The following is a 19,496-nucleotide window of genomic DNA, read 5'->3' on the forward strand; positions in this document are numbered from 1 at the left end:
GGCTCAGCGTCCCGAGGGGACGCCTGCCTCGCTCATCACTTCGGGAAGATCGGTGTCGCGGCGCAGTTCCGGATGCCGTGCTTCGTCCATCCGGCGGATCGCGAAGTGCATCCACGTCAGCGCGATGGCCACCAGGGCGAACAGCAGCATGAAGCAGCTGGTCCACACGCCGATGAGGTCGTTCAGCGCCCCGAAGACGATCGGCAGGATGAAGCCGCCGAGGCCACCGATCATGCCCACCACGCCGGCCACGGAGCCGACGTTGTTCGGGTAGTAGACCGGGATGTGCTTGTAGACCGCGGCCTTGCCGAGCGACATGAAGAAGCCCAGCGTGAAAACCAGCACGGTGAAGGGCACCAGCGTGATCGCGAAGGTGAACTCGATCGGCCCGCGCACGCCCTGCACCACGTAGGTCGTGGCCGGATAGGCCAGCAGGAAAGTGCAGATCACCGAGCCGATGAAGGTCCAGTACATCACCTTGCGCGCGCCGTACTTGTCCGAGGCCCAGCCGCCGACGATGCGGAACAGACTCGCCGGAATGGAGTAGGCGGCGGCGATCAGGCCCGCGGTCTTGAGGTCGAGGCCGTAGGCACCGACGAGGTAGCGCGGTAGCCAGAGCGCGAGCGCGACGAAGGCACCGAACACGAAGAAGTAGTACAGCGAGAAGCGCCAGACCCGCAGTTCCTTGAGCGGCTGCATTTGCTCCATGAACGGCACAGCCTTGACGCCCTGTGCCTTGCGCTCGACGAGGTCGGGCTCATCCTGGGTGGTGAACAGGAAGACCACCGCCATCACCGCCAGCGCGACCGCCCAGATCTTCGCCACTCCCTCCCAGCCATAGGCGACCATGACGAGCGGTGCGAGCATCTTCGTGGCGGCGGCACCGATGTTGCCGGCGCCGACGATGCCGAGCGCGGTGCCCTGCTTTTCCTTGGGGAACCACTTCGACACATAGGTGATGACGACGGTGAAGCTGCCGCCAACGATGCCGACGCACAGTGCGGCGACCAGGAAGCCGGTGTAGGTCGTTGCTGTGGTCAGCAGCCAGGCCGAGATCGCGCCGGCCAGCATTACGCCGAAGAAGACGATGCGGCCGCCGAACTGCTCGGTCCAGACGCCGAGGAAGATGCGGATCAGCGAGCCCGTGAGGATCGGCATCGCGACCAGCAGGCCGAACTCCGTGTCGTTGAGCCCCAGCTGTTCTTTGATCTTCAGTCCGATGATCGAGAAGATCGTCCAGACCGCGAAGCTGACGGTGAAAGCGAGCGTGCCCATCCACAGGGCGGCTTGTTGCTTGGCCGGGCTTACCCGGCTGAAATCCGTGGCCATGTCGGGTCTCCGATCAGCAGGGATTGGCGGCGCCGCGGCGGGCGTACATCCACCAGTTCAGCACGACGTTGAAGGCAAAGAAGGCGGCGAGGCCGTAGAACACCGGCACGGCGGATTCGAAGCTTCCGAACGACCAGGCGAACAGCATGCCGAACAGGAAAGGCCCATAAGCCGCGATGGCCGCGGTGAAGCCAATGACGCCCCCCGCTTGGCGGGGCTGGAACAGCATCGGCATCTGCTTGAACGTCGAGGCGTTGCCGACGCCGGCGAAGAAGAACAGGGCCAGCATCGCCGCGACAAAAGCCGGGAAGCCATCGATTGAGTTGGGTGCCACGGTCATCGCAACAAGCACGGTGCAGACCACCATGCCCAAGCCCGCCCACTGGGTGACGCGGGCGCCGCCGAGCTTGTCGGACAGCGGGCCTGCGATGACCCGAGCGATTGACCCGATCAGCGGGCCCCAAAAGGCGTACTTCAGCGGATCAGGCGCGCCTTCGAAGCCGCCGAAGCCCTGCTTGATCAACAGCGGGAACGTGGCGGCCAGACCCGAGAAGCCGCCGAAGGTCATGATGTACAGCGAGGTCATCGACCACGTGTGCTTCGACTTGAAGATGTCGAACTGCTCGGCGAAGTTGGCCTTTACCGGCACCGACTTCAGCAGCAGCCACGCGGTGATGCCGAACACCACGACGAAGGGAATGAAGACGGCCGCGGCGTTCTGCAGGTAGACCTGACTCTCGACGCCGTTCTTTACCATCGTCTGGCTCTCGCCTAGGAAGGCGGCGCCGCCCAGCAGGGCAAAGCCAATGATCCAGGGCGTCACGAACTGCACGATCGACACGCCCAGGTTGCCGATGCCGGCCTGGATCGCCAGTGCCGTGCCCTGCAGGCGCTTCGGGAAGAACAGGCTCGTCGACGGCATGAAGGACGAGAAGTTGCCACCGCCGAGGCCGGCAAGGAACGCCAGTCCGAGCACCATCCAATAGGGGGTTCCCGGATCCTGCACGGCGTAGAACCACCCGAACAACGGCACCAACAGGGACAACGTGGAGAGTGCGACGACGTGCCGAGTGCCGACCATCGGCGTCAGAAACATGTGGATCAGCCGCATCGTGCCGCCGGCAAGTCCGGGCATCGCGGTCAGCCAGAACAGCTGGCTTGGCGTGAACTGGTAGCCGACCTGCGGGAGGCGCACCACGAGGGCGGACACGAGGAACCAGGCGGCGAAAGCAAGGGTCAGGTTGACCGTCGTGATGGCCAGCGTGCGCCAAGCGACGCGGGAGCCACCGCCGTTCCAGAAGCTGTCGTTTTCCGGTTCCCAGCGTTCAAGCCAGGTCCCGGAGGCGCGGGGTGGGGAAGCAGTGGTGGTGGACATCGAGGACTCCGAGGGCAGCGTTGCGCACTAGGTGCGCGTTCGCCGTCACGATGCCCGCGGAGCCGGGGCGCTGCCTTGACATCCATCAATCGCGGCGGGCGCCGCGATTGACCCGCATCAAGCGCCCAGCGCGATGCCTTCGACGCCGTACTGCTCGGCGAGGATGTGCAGGTACTGGTGCACGGCGTTCTGCCGGGCCTGCGTCTCGAGGTAGGAGGCGATGCGGTCGCGAGCCTCTGCAAACGTCAGCGCGGCACCGTCGACTCGTTCGAGTACCTCGACCACGTGGTGGCCGTAGCGGGTTTCCACGGTAAGTCCCGCGAGGCCGGGCTTCAGCATGAACAGCTGCCGATCGAACTCGGGCACGGTGTCGCCGCGTTCGATCCAACCCAGTTCGCCGCCTTGCTCGCGGGACGGACAGGCGGAATGGCGCATCGCAAACTCAATGAAGCGGTACGGCTCGGCCTTCAGCGCAGCGAGCAACTCCTCGCCCTGAATCTGCGCCCGTTGCCGCGCCTTGATGTCGGCCGGCGGCGCCGCGAGCAGCACATGACGGACGCGAACGCGGTCCGGTTCGTGGAGACGGGCCTGGTTGGCCTCGTAGTACTGGCGGAGCGCGGCCTCGTCGGCTTCGGGAGCCTCGACCGCTTCGGCGAGCAGGATGCGAACGCGGGCTTCTTCCTCGGTCTCGCCTTCCAATGGTTCGATCGGCAGCCCAAGCCGCGAACATTCACGCGCGACCAATTCGCGGATCACGAGCGTCGTCGCCGCCGCCTCGCGGGCCGCGTGCGGATCGGCCGCACGGTGAAATTGCATTTCGCGGGCAATCTCGGCTTCGTCGATCGGCTCGCCGGCCACGCGCACGAAGACCGGCGCCGGGCCCGGCAGCGGGCTGCTCGGGTCGGCGTCGTGGTCGTGCGCCTCGGCGGCGGCCTTGGCGGCCGCCTCCGAAAGCGCACCGGCATCCATGACGACCGGGATGATGCGTCCAGCCATGGCTCAGTGCCCCGAGTAGCGCAGCGCGGCCTGGCGCTTGCGGACGATCTGGTACGGGCGCGTCAGGTAGCCCACCGGCACCGACCACACGTGGACGAGGCGCGTGAAGGGAGTAATCAGCACCAGCGTCAGGCCGAGCGTGATGTGGGCCTTGAAGATCCAGTGCGCATCGGCGACGAACTCGGCAGCGCCAGGGCGGAAGGTCACGATGTGCTGCGCCCACTCACCGAGCTTGATCATCTGCGAACCGTCAAGGTGGTCGGCGGAGAGTGCGATCGACGACATGCCGAGTATCAGCTGTGCGTAAAGCAGCACAAGGACCAGCAGATCACGGCCGGTGCCGGTGGCGCGGATGCGGGCATTGAACAGCCGGCGCAGCAGCAGGATGGTCATGCCGATGAAGCACATCAGGCCGAAGAAGCCGCCCACCACCATGGCCACCATCTGCTTCTGGCCGGCGGTGATGAAGGGCTCGTAAGCCCAGTGCGGCGTCAGCAGACCGACGAAGTGGCCGCCGAGGATCGCAAGGATGCCGACATGGAACCAGTTACTGCCGAGGCGCATCCACTTGTCCGACAGCAGCTGGCTCGAGCCGGTGCGCCACGTGTAGGCGCCATGGTCGAAGCGTGCCCAGCAGCCGATCGCGAAGATCGCGAGGGCGATGTAGGGGTAGAACTGGAAAAAGAAGGTGTTGAGGTAGTTCATGGCGTCACCGTCGGTTCGATGCGCTTCACGCCGGCCGGAAGCCGGGTGGGCGGGTTGCAGTCTTCGGTCGGCGCTTCGACGCCGAAGCGGATGGCTTCTTCTTCCCAGACCTTGTCCATCGCTTCCGGCGTGTCGTCACGCTCTTCGGTGGCGACGCGACGGCGCAGCAGGTCGAGGTCGACGCGGCCCTTGGCGATCTCGACGAGCGCCTCGATCAGCACGGCATAGGGGCTCTGTCGCTCCTGCGACCGGGCGGCGAGCAGCTCGAGGATGTGCGCGGTGTGTCCAAGCCAGTCGCGCACTTCGCTGACCGGCTGCGTGGCGAGGAACTCCAGCACGACCGGTAGGTAGTCGGGCAGCTGCTTGGCGCCGAGTTCGAAGCCGGCCTTCCTGTAAGTGGCGAGCAGGTCGACCATGGCCTGACCGCGGTCGCGCGACTCGCCATGGATGTGTTCGAACAGCAGCAGGCTCATGGAACGGCCACGATCGAACAGGCCAAGCCAGCGCTCCTGCGCGTCCATTGGCTCGGTGGCGATCAGATCATCGATGAAGCCAAGCAAGGCGGCGCGACGGTCCAGCGACAGCGCCGGATCGTCGACCGCCTGGCGCAGTTCATCGCCGTGGGCCCAGAGCTCGTCCTGTGGGTAGTCGAGCAGGACGGCGATCAGCTTGAGGAGCTTCATGCCTTCTCCCTTTCCGGCGTCTGCCGATTCGGCGGCACGTGGTAGGTCTGCGTCGAGCGGCCGCCGAACAGGGCCTCTGCCGGACTCGAGGGCGAGCAGCCGTTGCCGAAGGTGAAGCCGCATCCGCCCCGCTCGCCGAAGGCGTCGTTGGCGTACTCGCGGTGCGCCGTCGGGATGACGAAGCGGTCCTCGTAGTTGGCGATGGCGAGGTAGCGGTACATCTCCTCGGCCTGGTGCAGGGTCAGACCCGCCTGCTGGAGGACGTCGAGATCCTCCACGCCGTCGACGTGCATGGCACGGCGCCAAGCTCGCATGGCGAGCATGCGTTCCATTGCGCGGACCACCGGGGCTTCATCGCCCGCCGTCAGCATGTTGGCGAGGTAACGCACCGGGATGCGTAGCGACTTCACGTCCGGAATTTCGCCGTTCTTGCCGATGCGACCGGCGTCGGCGGCGGACTGGATCGGCGACAGCGGCGGCACGTACCACACCATCGGCAGCGTGCGGTATTCCGGGTGCAGCGGCAGGGCGAGCTTCCAGTCCACCGCCAGCTTGTAGACCGGCGAGGCCTTGGCCGCGGTGAGCCAGCTGTCTGGAATGCCCTCGGCGCGCGCGGCGGCGATCACTGCCGGGTCGTTCGGGTCCAGGAAGATGTCGAGGTGGGCTTGGTAGAGATCCTTCTCCTGCGGTACCGACGCGGCTTCCTGGATGCGGTCGGCGTCATACAGCAGCACGCCGAGGTAGCGGATGCGGCCGACGCAGGTTTCCGAACACACCGTCGGCTCGCCCATCTCGATGCGCGGGTAGCAGAAGATGCATTTCTCGGATTTGCCCGACTTCCAGTTGTAGTAGATCTTCTTGTACGGGCAGGCGGAGACGCACATGCGCCAGCCTCGGCACTTGTCCTGGTCGATCAGAACGATGCCGTCCTCCTCGCGCTTGTAGATGGCACCGCTCGGGCAAGAAGCGACGCAGGCCGGGTTGAGGCAGTGTTCGCAGAGCCGCGGCAGGTACATCATGAAGGTCTTTTCGAACGCGCCGTAGATCTCTCGCTGCACGCCCTCGAAATTGCTGTCCTTGCTGCGCTTCGCGAACTCGGTGCCAAGGATCTCCTCCCAGTTCGGGCCCCACTCGATCTTCTGCATGCGCTCGCCGCTGATCAGCGAGCGCGGGCGGGCGGTGGGCTGGTGCTGGCCCTCCGGCGCCTGGTGCAGGTGCTGGTAGTCGAAATCAAAGGGTTCGTAGTAGTCGTCGATCTGCGGCAGGTCGGGGTTGGCGAAGATCTTCGCCAACAGGCGCAGGCGGCCGCCGGCCTTCAGCGTGACCTTGCCGTTGCGGCCGCGCACCCAGCCGCCGTTCCACTTCTGCTGGTTCTCCCATTCCTTCGGGTAGCCGATGCCGGGCTTGGTCTCGACGTTGTTGAACCAGGCGTACTCGACGCCCTCGCGGCTGGTCCAGACGTTCTTGCAGGTGATGGAGCAGGTGTGGCAACCGATGCATTTGTCGAGGTTGAGCACCATCGCGATCTGGGCACGGACTTTCATCACACCACCTCCTTCTTCGCGGCCACCGGCACCGGTTCGCCGTCATGCCATTCGACCTTGTCCATCTTGCGAACCACGACCAGCTCGTCGCGGTTGGTACCGACCGTGCCGTAGTAGTTGAAGCCGTAACTCAACTGCGCGTAGCCGCCGATCATGTGCGTGGGCTTCACGACCACGCGGGTGACCGAGTTGTGGATGCCGCCGCGCGTTCCGGTGATCTCGGCGCCGGGCGTATTGATGATGCGCTCCTGCGCGTGGTACATCATCGCAATGCCGTTCATCACGCGCTGGCTGACCACGGCACGCGCAGCGATGGCGCCGTTGACGTTGAAGAGCTCGATCCAGTCGTTGTCCTCGATGCCGGCGCTCTTGGCGTCATCCTCCGAGAGCCAAACGATCGGGCCGCCACGCGACAGCGTCTGCATGATCAGGTTGTCGCTGTAGGTGCTGTGGATACCCCACTTCTGATGCGGGGTGATCCAGTTCAGGACGATCTCTTTGTTGCCGTTGGGCTTCTTGCCCATGATCGGCTTGATCGTCTTGGTGTCGACCGGCGGGCGATAGCCCATCAGTGCCTCGCCGAAGTCCCGCATCCACTCGTGGTCCTGGTAGAACTGCTGACGCCCGGTGAGCGTGCGCCAAGGGATCAGCTCGTGGACGTTGGTGTAGCCGGCGTTATAGCTGACGTTTTCGTCCTCGAGGCCCGACCAGATCGGCGAGCTGATGATCTTGCGTGGCTGAGCTTGGATGTCGCGGAAGCGAATCGCCTCGTGCTCCTTGCCAACCGCGAGATGCGTGTGCTCGCGGCCGGTGAACGTGCCCAGCGACTCCCAAGCCTTCACGGCGACGTGGCCGTTGGTTTCGGGCGCGAGGTGCATGATCGCCTCGGCGGCGTCGATCGCCGACTCCAGCTGCGGCCGGCCTTGGCTGATGCCCGGCGTGGTCACTTCGTGGTTCAGCCGGCCAAGGAATTCCACCTCGTGCTTGGTGTCCCAGCTCATTCCCTTGCCGCCGTTCCCCTGCTTGTCGAGCAGCGGGCCCAGCGAACTGAACTTCTTGAACAGGTTCGGGTAGTCGCGTTCCACGACCACCATGCTCGGCGCGGTCTTGCCCGGGATGAGGTCGCACTCGCCCTTCTTCCAGTCGGTCACGCCGTAGGGCATGGCGATTTCATTCGGGGTGTCGTGCAGCGTTGGCACCAGCACCAGGTCCTTCTCGACGCCGAGCACGCCTGGCGCCAGATCACTGACAGTGCGGGCGATGCCCTTGAAGATCTCCCAGTCCGAACGCGCTTCCCACGCCGGGTCGACCGCTTTGGACAGCGGGTGGATGAAGGGGTGCATGTCGGACGTATTGAGGTCGTCCTTCTCGTACCAGGTCGCCGTCGGCAGCACGATGTCGCTGTAGAGCGCCGTGGTGCACATGCGGAAGTCGAGTGTGACCAGTAGGTCGAGCTTGCCTTCCGGCGACTCGTCGCGCCATTTGATCTCTTCGGGCTTGGCAGCGCCGCGCTCCCCGAGGTCTTTGCCCTGCAGGCCGTGGCGCGTGCCCAACAGGTGCTTGAGCATGTACTCGTGGCCCTTGCCCGAGCTGCCCAGCAGGTTGCTGCGCCAGATGAACAGGTTGCGCGGGTAGTTCTCCGGCGCGTCCGGATCGGCAAAGGCGAAGTCGAGGCTGCCGTCCTTGAGCTTGCCGACGGCGTATTCGACCGGCGCCACGCCGGCTTTCTCGGCGTCCTTCACCAGCTTCAGCGGGTTGGTGTTGAGCTGCGGGATGGCCGGGAGCCAGCCCATGCGAACCGCTCGCAGGTTGAAGTCAGCCAGCGAACCGGTGTACTTCGACTTGTCGGCCAGCGGCGACAGAATCTCGTCGACGCCCAGCTTCTCGTAGCGGTACTGGCTGGAGTTGAAGTAGAAGAAGCTCGTGCCGTTCATCTGGCGCGGCGGCTTGCTCCAATCGGTGGCGAAGGCGATCGGTGCCCAGCCGGACTGCGGGCGGAGCTTCTCCTGCCCCACGTAGTGCGCCCAGCCGCCGCCGGTCTGCCCCACGCAGCCGCACATCACGAGCATGTTGATCAGCCCGCGATAGTTCATGTCGTTGTGGAACCAATGGTTCATCGCCGCGCCGACGATGATCATCGAGCGGCCGCGGGTCTTGTCGGCCGTGCGAGCGAACTCGCGGGCGATGTTGATCACTTCGGCGCGCGGCACGCCGGTAATAGTCTCCTGCCAGGCGGGCGTTCCAGGGACGTTGTCGTCATAGCTCGCCGCGACGTTCCCGCCACCGAATCCGCGATCGACGCCGTATTGGGCCAGCAGTAGGTCGTACACCGTCGTGACCAGCCATTCCCTGCCATCGCCCAGTTCCAACTTCTTGACTGGAATGGTGCGCTCAAGGACGTCGGTGAATTTCGACTCCGTCCAGTGCTCGTTCTCGATGCCGCCGAAGTACGGGAAGCTGACCGACGCCATGCCGTCGTTGGCGTCCTTCAGACTGAGGCGAAGGCGAGTGTCGCGCCCGGCGCTGTCCTTCTCCTCGATGTTCCACTTGCCCTTCTCTCCCCAGCGGAAGCCGACCGAGCCGTTGGGCACGACGATGGCGCCGCTGGCTTCGTCAAAGGCCAGCGTCTTCCACTCCGGGTTGTTGGTTTCGCCGAGGCCACCGAGGTCGGCGGCGCGCAGGTAGCGTTCGGGGACCAGGCGGCCATCCGCGCGCTTCTCCAGGCGCACCAGCATCGGCATGTCGCTGTACTGGCGGCAGTAGTCGGTGAAGTACTGCGACGGATTCTCGACGTGGAATTCCTTGAGGATCACGTGGCCGAAGGCCTGCGCGAGCGCAGCGTCCGTGCCCTGCTTCGGATGCAGCCAGTGATCGGTGAGCTTGGCGACCTCGGAGTAGTCCGGTGTGATCGCGACCGTCTTGGTGCCGTTGTAGCGGGCTTCGGTGAAGAAGTGCGCGTCGGGGGTGCGCGTCTGCGGGACGTTGGAGCCCCAAGCGATGATGTAGCGGCTGTTGTACCAGTCGGCCGATTCCGGCACGTCGGTTTGCTCACCCCACATCTGCGGACTGGCCGGCGGCAGGTCGCAGTACCAGTCGTAGAAGCTAAGGCAGGCACCCCCGAGCAGCGAGAGGTAGCGGGCGCCGGCGGCATAGCTGACCATCGACATCGCCGGGATCGGCGAGAAGCCAACCACCCGGTCGGGGCCGTACTGCTTGACGGTGTAGAGGTTCGACGCGGCGATCAGCTCGTTGACCTCATCCCAGCTTGAGCGGACGAAGCCGCCCATACCGCGCTTCGACTTGTAGCTGGTGGCCTTAGCCTTGTCTTCGACGATCGACGCCCAGGCGTCGACCGGCGATTTCGTGCGGCGCGCCTCGCGCCACAGCTTCAGCAGGGCCGAGCGCATCAGCGGGTACTTCACCCGGTTGGCGCTGTACAGGTACCAAGAGTAGCTGGCGCCACGGGGGCAGCCGCGCGGCTCGTGATTGGGCAGATCGGGGCGCGTACGCGGGTAGTCGGTCTGCTGGGTTTCCCAGGTAACCAGGCCGTTCTTGACGTAGACCTTCCAGCTGCAGGAGCCGGTGCAGTTCACGCCGTGCGTCGAGCGAACGATCTTGTCGTACTGCCAGCGCTGCCGGTAGCTGTCTTCCCAGCTGCGGTCGTCACTGCGCGTGGCGCCGTGACCGTCGGCGAAGGGTTCGGGGGACGGCTTGAGGAAATTCAAGCGGTCGAGGAAGTAGCTCATGGTCGGGCTCTCTGGCGATGGCTGGCGCAGTGTTCCTGCCCGAGCCGCCCGACTTCATTGACGTGCGTCAACCGACCGCTGGATTGCCGGTGAGCTGGCGGCGGCGGCTGTCCCGGACGTCCACTTCCACCGTGATTTCGACGGGCCCCGCCGTGAAGACGTACCCGTCGCGGCGTGGTCGCTCCGAGGCAAAGGCTTCGAATCCGGCACGGGGCAACCCGATCCGGAGGTCCATGAGGTCGCCGTCGCACGTCGCGGCCGTCAGGCCTGGATCAAGGACGAGTACGCGATGGGCCCGCTCGCCGGAGGGGCACGGCAGCGAGGCGTCCACCCGGCTGTCGCGCAGCAGCGTATCGAGCTGGGCCTCCGTCAGGCGGAGCCGCAGCCGATCCTCTTCAATTTGCAGTTTCATGCGTTGATCCTCGCCCAGTCCTCGGGCGTGTTGGCGTTGTCGAATTCAAGCCCCGAGGCAGTCTGCGGGGGGATCGTCCCAGCGTCGAGGGCGCGGAGGAGGTGTTTCAGGGCGCGCGGCCCCGCGGGGTCGTCCAGCCAGCCCGCGAGCTGGTCCCGCAGAGCGCCGGTGGCGTCGATGCGCAGCGGCAGCGGGTGGCCCTCGTAGTGCAGGGCGGCTGCCGTGGGCGAGGCGGCCGCGAGTCGCGCCAGCCAGGCCGCGGGCAGGCGCGGCATGTCGACGGGCACGACCAGCAGGCGCCGCCCGGGATGGGCGTGCGCGACGGCCAGCAGGCCGGCAAGGGGCCCTTCACCGCGATGCTGGTCGGGGATGCCGCCATGCTCGGGGCGATCACCGCTGACCACGCTCTCTGCGATACCCGCGTCGGCGAAACGTCGTTGCGCGTGATCGATCAGCGAGCGGCCCTGCCAGTCGAGCAGGGCCTTGTCCTGCCCCATGCGGCGGCTCTGGCCGCCAGCGAGCACGACGCCGAGGCAGGCCTCAGCCGAGGGCGCGGAAGGCGCCATGCATCGCCTTTGCCTGCGCCGGGGACGGCGTGGCCGCGTCGGCGCTCGACGATTCGCCCGCGTCCGGCTCCTTGCCGCAGAGCGAGCAGCCCTCGCTCCATTCGGTCACGCCGTCGATGAAGTGCTCGCGTTTCCAGATTGGCGCCTCGTGCTTCACCGCTTCGATGATGTCGCGGCAGCCGCGGAACGATTCATCGCGATGCGGCGTGCCGAAGGCGACGACCACGGCGAGATCGCCCACGGCGAGCTTGCCCTTGGCATGCGCGACATAGCCCTTGGCCTTCGGGCCGTACTTCGCGAGGGCCTGCGCAACGGTGCGCTGGAAGACGGTCAGGGCCAGCGGATCGAACATGTCGTAATGCACGGCCACGCACTCGCGCCCGTGGCTGTTGGCGCGGACGCGGCCGATGAAGACGTCGATACCGCCGAAGGCGTCGTCGGCGACGAAATCGATGGCGGCTTGGGGATCCAGTCGGCCGTCGGCGATGTCGACGACGTGGCAGGCGATGCGCGGGGTCGTCTCCATGCTCAACCCCCGCTCACCGGCGGCAGCACCGCGAGCCGCCCATCGGCCGGCAGCGGGCTGTTGGCGCGCAGCAGGCTGGCATCGGTGGCGATGGCCGCCGATTGCAGCAGGGCCGGCCGGTAGCCCGGCCAGTTCGCCAGCGCCCAGGCGTCGAACGCGGCGCGGAACTCGCCGACGGTGGCGATGCCCGGGAATTCGAGGGCGATTTCGGGGTTCGGGCTGAATTCGCGGAAGCGGCCGAAGAGTTGCAGCGTGATCATCATGGCGAGCGATCCTTGGAAACGACGCTGGCGCCGGGGCGCAGCGGATAGACGGAAACGGGGGTGCCGGCCGGGATCGACTCCGCCGCTTCGGGCAGCACGGCCCAAGCATTCGCGGCGAGCAGCGGCGCGGTCTTGAAGCTCTCCTGGCCCTTCAGCAGGCGCACGACGAGCCGGCCTTCGGCATCGATCGCGATGCGGGCCTTCTGCAGCATCGAGAAACCGGGTTTCTTGCGGGCCTCCGCGGCGAGCGGCAGGGCCATCGCCGTTTCGTCGGCCTGTCCGCCCAGACGCCGGATCGCCGCGTCGACGAAGAAGCGGGCGCCGACCGTGCTCGACACCGGATTGCCGGGCAGGCCGAACACCCGCGTGCGCCCCTTCGTGGCGAACAGCAGGGGCTTGCCGGGGCGCATCTTCAGCTTGTGGAAGCGGATCGTCGCTCCGGTTTCGCGCAGCACGTCGGGCACGAAGTCGTAGCGGCCCATGGACACCGCCCCGGTGGTGACGACCAGTTCGAGGCCGGCGTCGAACCAGTCGCGCAGTGGCGCCGCGAGCAGGGCGGGTTCGTCCGGGATCGTCACGCAGGCCACCACCTCGGCACCGGCCTCGGCGAAAAGCGCTTCGAGATACGGCCCATTGGTGTTGGCGATCTGGCCGGGCGCGAGGGCAGCGCCGTCGGTGTCGACCAGCTCGCGGCCAGTGCAGGCCAGCGCGAGTCGGGGGCGGCGATGCACGGCGACGTCGGCGATACCGATGCCGCGCAAGACCATCAAGGCTTCGTCGGTCAGCGGGGTTCCGGCGTCGAGGACGCGTTCGCCGAGGGCGACATCCTCGCCGGCAAGGCGCACGTGCTGGCCTTGCCGCGGAACGGCGGCCAGTGCGATCGCCAGTGGTTTCCCTTCGGCATCGCGGGCCAGCACGGTGCAGTCCTCGACCGGCACCACCGTATCGAGCCCGTCCGGGATGCGGGCGCCGGTCATGATGCTGCAGGCCCCCATGGTCTGGCCGGCCTCGCCATCGCCGGCCGCCTGCTCGGCAAGCACGGGGATCGCCGTGCCCGCTGCGATGCCGGCGTGCCAGCGCAGGGCGAAGCCGTCCATGGCGGCGTTGTCGAAGGGCGGCAGCGCGCGCGGGGCATCGATGGGCGAGGCCAGCACCCGGCCGCGCGCCTGCCGCAGCGGTACGTGTTCGGCGGGCAGCGCCGCGCTTTCTGCGCGGATGAGGGCCAGCGCCTCGTCGATGCTGATCAGGGTCGTCATGCGTGCGGCGCCCCGCGCATCATCGCCAGCGCGTGCGGCAGCAGCGGGCCGAGGATGTCGAGGCCCTGCGCCACGGCCTTCGGGCTGCCGGGCAGCAGCAGCACCAGCGTGCCGTCGCCGACCAGCGCGCTGCGCGCGCGGCTCAGCCAGGCCAGCGGCGTGTGTTCGCTGCTGGCGTTGCGGAACAGTTCGGCCAAGCCCGGCACCTCGCGCGTGGCGACCTGCGCCAAGGCCTCGGGAGCGAGATCGCGCGGGCCGAAGCCGGTGCCGCCGGTGCACAGCACGAGCGGCGTGCCGCGTGCGGCTTCCTCGCGCAGCGCCGCGGCGAAGGCGTCGATGCCGTCGGGCAGGAGGCGGCGTTGCACGCGCGCGCCCATCCCTTCGAGGGTCTCCGCCATCAGGGCGCCGCTGCGGTCTTCGTAGACGCCCGCACTGGCGCGGTCGCTCAGGGTGATGACGGCGATGGCTTCGCCGTCGAGGCGCGGGTCGGCTTTCGGCCGGTAGTGCGCGCGTTCGTCATCACTCAGGCCGTCGGGATGGGCCCACAGGCCCTTCTTGCCGCCTTCCTTGAACAGCAGGCGCACGGCCTCGATCGACAACGCCGGTTCCACCGGCTTGGTGAGGTCGTAGAGCGTCAGCAGGGCGGCGCTGGCGCCGGCCAAGGCTTCCATTTCGACGCCAGTCTTCGCGGTGAGGGACGTCTCGCAGTAGACGCGGATGGCGTGGCGCTCGGGCACCGGAACGCAGCGCACGTCGACGTACTCCAGTGGCAGCGGATGGCACAGCGGCATCAGCTGCGCGGCGTTCTTGGCGCCCTGCAGGCCAGCGACTTCCGCCATCGCCATCGCATCGCCTTTGGGCAGCGCGCGATTTACCAGGGCGGCATAGCCGACCGGTCCGGCGCGCAATTCACCAACGGCGACGGCGCGACGCTCGGTAGCGCGCTTGCGACGCACGTCGGCCATGTGGAAGCCGGAAGGGGAAGACGATGCGTCCATTCAGCCGCCGATGGTGGAGAGGTTGGGGGTCAGGCCGGTTTCGCCTTCGTGCAGGCGGTGGCCGATGGCCTTGAGGCCGAGCTGGGTGCGCAGCGCGGAGACGAGGCGCGGACGGTCGTCGTCGTGCTGCAGCAGCGGACGCAGCGGGATGCCGACGTTGCCGAACAGGCACAGCCGAAGATCGCCGGTGTGGGTGACGCGAAGGCGGTTGCAGCCGGCGCAGAAGTCCTTCGAGTAGGGCGCGATGACGCCGACACGCCCGACGAAGTCGGCGTGCGCGTACTCGCGCGCCGGGCCGGCATCGGTGGCGCGCGGCAGCAGGCGCCAGCCTTCGTCCTGCAGTTGCCGCTCGAGGCCTTCGGCGCGCAGGTGGTGGCGTTCGAAGTAGGCACGGTTGTCGCCGGTCTGCATCAGTTCGATGAAGCGCAGCGTGACCCGGCGTTCGCGCAGGTAGTCGCGCCAGGCCGGCATCTGGTCGTCGTTGAGGCCGCGCAGCAGCACGGCATTGAGCTTGATGGCCTTGAAGCCGAGTTCGCGGGCCAGCTCGATGCCGCGCAGGATCTCCGGCAGGCGGTCGTAGCCGGTGATGGCGTGGAAGCGCTCGCGGTCGAGGCAATCCACGCTCACGTTCAGGTTCGTCAACCCGGCTTCGCGCCAGCGCGTCACGCGACGATCGAGCAGGGTGCCGTTCGTGGTCAGGCCGATGGATTCGATGCCGCCGACGGCCGCGGCGCTGGCGATCAGTTCCGGCAGGTCGCGGCGCAAGCTGGGCTCGCCCCCGGTGAGGCGCAGCTTGCGCAGGCCCACGGCGGCGAAGCCGTGCAGCAGGCGCGCGATTTCCTCGCGCGACAGCGGCTCCGGGCGACCCGGGCGGGCCTGGAAGCCGTGGGGCAGGCAATAGGTGCAACGGAAGTTGCACGCCTCGATGACCGACAGGCGCAGGTACGGAAACGTCCGGCCGAACCGATCCGCCAGCAGCGTCATGTTGTCCGCTCCTTTCCAAACACGGGCGGCGTCACCGTTTCCGATGGCGCCGGGTGGCGAGGCTCCGCCACGGTCGCCAAGCCATGTCTGGGACGAAGGCCGGGCGACTCGGAGTGCAGCGCAAGCTGCCGGCACAGGCTACGGAGTGGCTCGCCCGCCGCGCATTGATCCGGATCAATGCCAGCGCCGATGGGTGGAAGTCGTCGTTCGCTTGACCTGCCTCAGAGCGTCGAGGGCCTCAGGTCAGGACGATGGCCCACTTCGGGAGAGCGCATGGACATCCACGATTTCCGCCAACTGAATCCGCCGGAACCCCTGAACCTGGCCCTGGCGCTGGCGGATCGCCTCGCGCCGGGCGAAGCCATCGTCGTGTTGACGCCGTTCTGGCCTGCCCCGCTCCTCGAAGCCTTGCGCGACCACCACATCCTGCGCCACGCCAGAATTCTCCCGGACGGCGGTTGCGAGATCCATCTGGAGGGGGTGAATGGCCCGGATCGCCCCTGACGCCGTCCCGCCCGCCCAGCCCCTGCTCGCGCTGGGCGCGTCGGTGCTGTGGGCCCTGCTGGTGCCGGTCCTCGGATGGCGGTGGGCCGACGACTGGACCCTGCTGCATGCGGTGCTGCTCGGGGTGTTCGGCAATGCCGCCGCCGGCGCCACCCTGCAATTCGGCAGCGCCGCTCTTGGGCTCCCGCGCCTGTTCTCGACGGCCGGGTGGGGCGTTGTGCTCGCGGTGTTCAACGCGAGCCTGCTCCTGATGCTTCTGGGCCCGTCCGCGGGTGCGCCGGAATGGCGGGCGATCGGCGCGCCGGGGGTCGCCGTGGCGTGGTGGGTGGTGGCGACACCGCTGGTCATCGGGCTTGGGCGCTCGCCCGGCCCGGCCGCGGTCCGCCACCCGTTGATGCTCGGGTTCGTGGGGCTCGCCGTGGCGACATCGCTCGGCGCCATTCGCGTCCTTGGCGGGGAGACGCCCGGTGGGGTCGCGCTGCATCGGACGATGGGGCTGGTGCTGGGACTGGGCGGCGTGGTGCTCGGCGCCTCGCGGCTGCTGTTGCCCACGCTGACGGGCGTCGAATGGCGCCACTTGCTTCGCCTCGCCTGGCCGTTCCGGCGGCGGCACCTGCTCGGCGTAGCCTGGCTGTTGGGGGCCGCGATGTCGATGGCTGCCCTGCTGGTGTTCCTGCGGCCCGACCGCGGGCTCGACGCCACCCTTCCGGCCCTGCTCGTCGCCGGGGCCGTGGCCCTCGTGGTGCCGCCGACGGCCCTGACCGTCGCCGCGTTCCTGCACTGGTGGCGATTGCGCCAGCAGGTGCCTCGCGGCCGCCAGGTGCCGGGCATCGATCGTCTGCTGCCGGCACCACTGCTCGGTGCCTGGCTGGCACTTCGCCTGCTCGCGCTGGCGGCCTGGATCCTCGCGATGGGGCCTGCGGCAGCGCCGGACGCACGCACGTCGGCCCTGGTCGCCGAGAGCGTCGCCGCCATCGGCCTGCTGGCCGCCTTCCTCTTTCCCGCCTGGCGTGCCCGGCGGTTTCGCCTCGCTGCCCACGCCTTCGAGCCGTCATGAAGCGTTCCGACCTGCCCCTCGTCTATTCCTGCTCCGGCTGCTCCAGCGCGGCGCAGTTGGCCAACCGCCTCGCCCTGATGCTCGATCGCGACGGCGAAGCGGAGATGTCCTGCATCGCCGGGGTGGGTGGCGGCGTGCCCGGCCTGGTGAAGACCGCGCGCAGCGGACGGCCGATCCTCGCTTTCGATGGCTGCGTGATGGCTTGCGCGGCCGCCTGCCTCGAACAGGCGGGCGTCGTGGCGCAGCGGCACGTGCTGCTGTCCGATCACGGCATCCGGAAGCTCAAACACTGCGACCCGGATCCGGACGACGTGCAGCGCCTCTACGAGACCCTCGCCAGGCCCGAAGCGCGGGCCATGCAGCTAGCGCAGGACGGGAGGCGCCCGGATGCCGCGTAGGACCCACAGCCCCCCCGTCCTGCAGTTGCGCAAGGCCTTCCGCTTCGAGGCCGCGCACCGCCTGCCGCGCGTGCCGGCAGGCCATCCCTGCGGCACCCTGCATGGGCATTCGTACCGGGTGGAGTTGCACCTGCGTGGCCCGCTCGACCCCGAGTTGGGCTGGGTCGTCGATTTCAGCGAGGTGAGCCGCGTCGCCAAACCGCTGATCGCCTTGCTCGACCACGCCTGCCTCAACGACCTGCCCGGCCTCGAGAATCCGACCAGCGAGCACCTCTGCGTGTGGCTGGCGGACCGGCTGGCACCGGACCTGCCGACGCTGGTGGCGGTGGAAGTCCGGGAAACCGAATCGAGTGTCGCCCGCTACGACCTTCCCGCCGGGCCCCGGGCATGAGCGTGGCCCCGCGCCGCTCCCGCTTGTCCCTGGCCCGCGCGTGGATCGACCACGTCGATGCCGCGATCGTCCGACTGGCCGCGTCGCGTCGCCATGCCGCGCTTTGGGCGGCGGCGGCGAAGCCGCCGGGCAGCGGACGGGATGCTGCCCGCGAGGCCGAGGTGTTGCGTCACATGGGTGACGAGGCCCTTGCTTGGGGCCTGCCCGAACCCACCGCCCGGGCGATCGCCCGCCTGCTCATCCGTGATGCCTGCCATGCGCAGGGCCTGCCTTTGGAACCCGCCGCCATGTTCGACGACCACCACGCCCTCGCACCTCCCGCGTGGAAACAACATCTTGCCGCCCTGTTGCCGCCGCCGAGCCGCTGGCGCCCGCTCGCGTCACGCCTGCCGCCGCGCTTCGCCGGTCCGCTGCTGGTGGCCGCCGCGCGGCATGCCCTGGCCAGGGCGCTGGCCCAGGGGGAGTTCGCCTTCCTTGAGGGGCGTCGTCTCGGCATCGATGTCCAAGACCTCGGCCTGTCCTGGACCCTCGGCCTGCGCGCGGGCCAACTCGTCACGCTCGACGGGCCGGCCGAGGCGACCGTGCGGGGTGGCGTCGTCGACCTGATGCTGATGGCGAGTCGACTCGAGGATGCCGACACCTTGTTCTTCCAGCGCCGGCTGGTGCTGGTCGGTGACACCGCACTCGGTCTCGAAGCACGCAACGTCCTCGACCGGCTGGACTGGGCGGAGGTCCCGCTGGCCCTGCGCGTGCCCCTGCATCGGGCCGCGCTGCTGATGCGCGATCTGCGCGCCCTGTCGAAGGAACGACGGCCCGTGAAAGTGGCCAGCGCGACGCCCACCCTGCCCGCTCCCTGAGGGCGGGCGGCGCGGCTGCCGGCCTCAGCCGATGGGGCCCGGCCCGCGGCCCGGGGCGCCCTGCCAGAAGCCGGCCGGCTCCCCGGTCGGGGGTGGTGCCTGCCGCGCGTCGATGGCCGCGCGCCATCGGTCGACGGCCGCGCGCGTGCTCTCGGGTGACTGCGGGACGATGCGCAGGACGGCCACGTCAAGGGCCTGCAGGTCGTCCCAGGCGTCCCCGAGGTCGATCGGCGCGTCGCCCTGCACCTGGATGCCGTTGATCCGCAAGAAGGCTTCGCCTTCGCGGGTGGCCAGGGGCAGGCCGTCCGGGAACTCGATGCAGCGGAAGCCGCAGTCGTCCTTGGCGATGTCGAGGGCCCGCGCGGTGAAGCAGCGCGCCGAGTAGGCGAGGCCTTGCCGACCCCAGGCCTGCACCTCGACCGGTGGGAACACCCAGCCTTCGCCGGCATAGGCCTCGCGCAGCTGGTCGAGTTGGGTGGCGCCGACCTCGACCCCCGGTGCCCAGCGCACCAGACCGTCCTGTTCGAGCAGGCGCAGGGTTTCGTGGTTGTAGACGTTGAGCGTGGGGCCGCCCACGAACGGGCGGCGGGCCTCGCGGCAGACCTGCACGGCGCTGAGATCGTTGGCTTCGACGAGGAAGCGGCCGTCGGCGACGAGACGGCGCAGGGCGCCGACTTCGGACTCGGCCTCGATCAGCGCGAGCGAGGACAGCACGATGGTCTTGCCGGACGCGGCGAGGCGCTCGGCGACGCCGAGCCAGTCGGCGGTGCGCAGTTCGCGGCGCTTGCTGCAGACGGTTTCGCCGACATGGACGATGTCCACCGGCCAGTCGGCGACGGCGTCGTAAAAGGCGAGGGTGGTGGCACGCGGCCAGAAGTAGGCGAGCGGAGCGAGGCTTAGTTGCAT

Annotated in this window: 20 protein-coding genes and 1 riboswitch; of the genes, 5 read left to right on the forward strand and 15 right to left on the reverse strand. The window is 68.2% G+C overall.

What is annotated here, in order from left to right:
• Positions 1-3: 3 nt before the first annotated feature.
• The 14 genes from ACYVAK_RS10240 to moaA form a co-directional block, all read right to left on the reverse strand.
• Positions 4-1,329 carry an MFS transporter gene (locus ACYVAK_RS10240; protein WP_461060600.1) on the reverse strand — a complete coding sequence of 442 codons (1,326 nt, stop codon included), beginning with the start codon at positions 1,327-1,329 and terminating at the stop codon, positions 4-6.
• A gap of 13 nt (positions 1,330-1,342) precedes the next feature.
• Entirely contained in the window at positions 1,343-2,704 is a 1,362-nt protein-coding gene (locus ACYVAK_RS10245; RefSeq protein ID WP_461060602.1) for an MFS transporter, read from the reverse strand.
• A gap of 117 nt (positions 2,705-2,821) precedes the next feature.
• Positions 2,822-3,700, reverse strand: a complete 879-nt coding sequence (locus ACYVAK_RS10250; protein ID WP_461060604.1) for a peptidylprolyl isomerase — start codon at positions 3,698-3,700, stop codon at positions 2,822-2,824.
• A 3-nt stretch (positions 3,701-3,703) separates the two neighbouring features.
• The gene (narI, locus tag ACYVAK_RS10255) at positions 3,704-4,405 is read right to left on the reverse strand and encodes a respiratory nitrate reductase subunit gamma (RefSeq protein WP_461060606.1); all 702 of its coding nucleotides are present in this window, start codon (positions 4,403-4,405) and stop codon (positions 3,704-3,706) included.
• The gene (gene narJ, locus ACYVAK_RS10260) at positions 4,402-5,088 is read right to left on the reverse strand and encodes a nitrate reductase molybdenum cofactor assembly chaperone (protein ID WP_461060608.1); all 687 of its coding nucleotides are present in this window, start codon (positions 5,086-5,088) and stop codon (positions 4,402-4,404) included. The genes narI and narJ overlap by 4 nt, the downstream gene beginning before the upstream one ends.
• Positions 5,085-6,632 (reverse strand): nitrate reductase subunit beta, encoded by a 1,548-nt coding sequence (gene narH, locus ACYVAK_RS10265; RefSeq protein WP_461060610.1) that lies wholly within the window; start codon positions 6,630-6,632, stop codon positions 5,085-5,087. Before narH ends, narJ begins: the two co-directional genes overlap by 4 nt.
• The gene (locus tag ACYVAK_RS10270) at positions 6,632-10,378 is read right to left on the reverse strand and encodes a nitrate reductase subunit alpha (protein ID WP_461060612.1); all 3,747 of its coding nucleotides are present in this window, start codon (positions 10,376-10,378) and stop codon (positions 6,632-6,634) included. The genes narH and ACYVAK_RS10270 overlap by 1 nt, the downstream gene beginning before the upstream one ends.
• A gap of 67 nt (positions 10,379-10,445) precedes the next feature.
• On the reverse strand, positions 10,446-10,790 hold the full coding sequence (locus ACYVAK_RS10275) for a hypothetical protein (protein ID WP_461060614.1): 345 nt from the start codon (positions 10,788-10,790) through the stop codon (positions 10,446-10,448).
• A complete protein-coding gene (gene mobA, locus ACYVAK_RS10280; protein ID WP_461060616.1) occupies positions 10,787-11,356 on the reverse strand; it encodes a molybdenum cofactor guanylyltransferase in 570 nt (189 codons plus the stop codon). The genes ACYVAK_RS10275 and mobA overlap by 4 nt, the downstream gene beginning before the upstream one ends.
• Positions 11,331-11,882, reverse strand: a complete 552-nt coding sequence (locus ACYVAK_RS10285) for a molybdenum cofactor biosynthesis protein MoaE (RefSeq protein ID WP_461060618.1) — start codon at positions 11,880-11,882, stop codon at positions 11,331-11,333. Before ACYVAK_RS10285 ends, mobA begins: the two co-directional genes overlap by 26 nt.
• Positions 11,883-11,884: 2 nt before the next feature.
• Entirely contained in the window at positions 11,885-12,145 is a 261-nt protein-coding gene (locus ACYVAK_RS10290) for a MoaD/ThiS family protein (RefSeq protein WP_461060620.1), read from the reverse strand.
• Positions 12,142-13,392 (reverse strand): molybdopterin molybdotransferase MoeA, encoded by a 1,251-nt coding sequence (locus tag ACYVAK_RS10295; RefSeq protein WP_461062116.1) that lies wholly within the window; start codon positions 13,390-13,392, stop codon positions 12,142-12,144. Before ACYVAK_RS10295 ends, ACYVAK_RS10290 begins: the two co-directional genes overlap by 4 nt.
• A gap of 5 nt (positions 13,393-13,397) precedes the next feature.
• Positions 13,398-14,366 (reverse strand): bifunctional molybdenum cofactor biosynthesis protein MoaC/MoaB, encoded by a 969-nt coding sequence (moaCB, locus tag ACYVAK_RS10300; RefSeq protein ID WP_461060622.1) that lies wholly within the window; start codon positions 14,364-14,366, stop codon positions 13,398-13,400.
• Between the two features lie 33 nt (positions 14,367-14,399).
• Positions 14,400-15,383 carry a GTP 3',8-cyclase MoaA gene (moaA, locus tag ACYVAK_RS10305; protein ID WP_461060624.1) on the reverse strand — a complete coding sequence of 328 codons (984 nt, stop codon included), beginning with the start codon at positions 15,381-15,383 and terminating at the stop codon, positions 14,400-14,402.
• A riboswitch (molybdenum cofactor riboswitch) is annotated at positions 15,376-15,509 on the reverse strand. It overlaps the preceding gene by 8 nt.
• A gap of 147 nt (positions 15,510-15,656) precedes the next feature.
• On the opposite strand from moaA, the gene ACYVAK_RS10310 reads away from it, so the two are divergent.
• The 5 genes from ACYVAK_RS10310 to ubiT are packed head-to-tail and all read left to right on the forward strand — an operon-like array spanning position 15,657 to position 18,590.
• Complete coding sequence (locus ACYVAK_RS10310) at positions 15,657-15,887, forward strand: DUF2249 domain-containing protein (RefSeq protein WP_461060627.1); 231 nt, start codon at positions 15,657-15,659, stop codon at positions 15,885-15,887.
• Positions 15,868-16,944 carry a hypothetical protein gene (locus ACYVAK_RS10315; RefSeq protein WP_461060629.1) on the forward strand — a complete coding sequence of 359 codons (1,077 nt, stop codon included), beginning with the start codon at positions 15,868-15,870 and terminating at the stop codon, positions 16,942-16,944. Before ACYVAK_RS10310 ends, ACYVAK_RS10315 begins: the two co-directional genes overlap by 20 nt.
• Positions 16,941-17,342 carry a putative zinc-binding protein gene (locus ACYVAK_RS10320; RefSeq protein ID WP_461060631.1) on the forward strand — a complete coding sequence of 134 codons (402 nt, stop codon included), beginning with the start codon at positions 16,941-16,943 and terminating at the stop codon, positions 17,340-17,342. Before ACYVAK_RS10315 ends, ACYVAK_RS10320 begins: the two co-directional genes overlap by 4 nt.
• Before the next feature lie 19 nt (positions 17,343-17,361).
• Positions 17,362-17,733, forward strand: coding sequence for a 6-carboxytetrahydropterin synthase QueD (gene queD, locus ACYVAK_RS10325; protein WP_461062118.1), 372 nt, complete (start codon positions 17,362-17,364; stop codon positions 17,731-17,733).
• Complete coding sequence (gene ubiT / locus ACYVAK_RS10330) at positions 17,730-18,590, forward strand: ubiquinone anaerobic biosynthesis accessory factor UbiT (RefSeq protein ID WP_461060633.1); 861 nt, start codon at positions 17,730-17,732, stop codon at positions 18,588-18,590. The genes queD and ubiT overlap by 4 nt, the downstream gene beginning before the upstream one ends.
• 24 nt (positions 18,591-18,614) lie before the next feature.
• On the opposite strand, the gene ACYVAK_RS10335 is transcribed toward ubiT, so the two are convergent.
• Positions 18,615-19,496: a U32 family peptidase gene (locus ACYVAK_RS10335; protein ID WP_461060635.1), complete on the reverse strand. Its 882-nt coding sequence runs from the start codon at positions 19,494-19,496 to the stop codon at positions 18,615-18,617.

The sequence above is a fragment of the Silanimonas algicola genome (assembly GCF_054777375.1).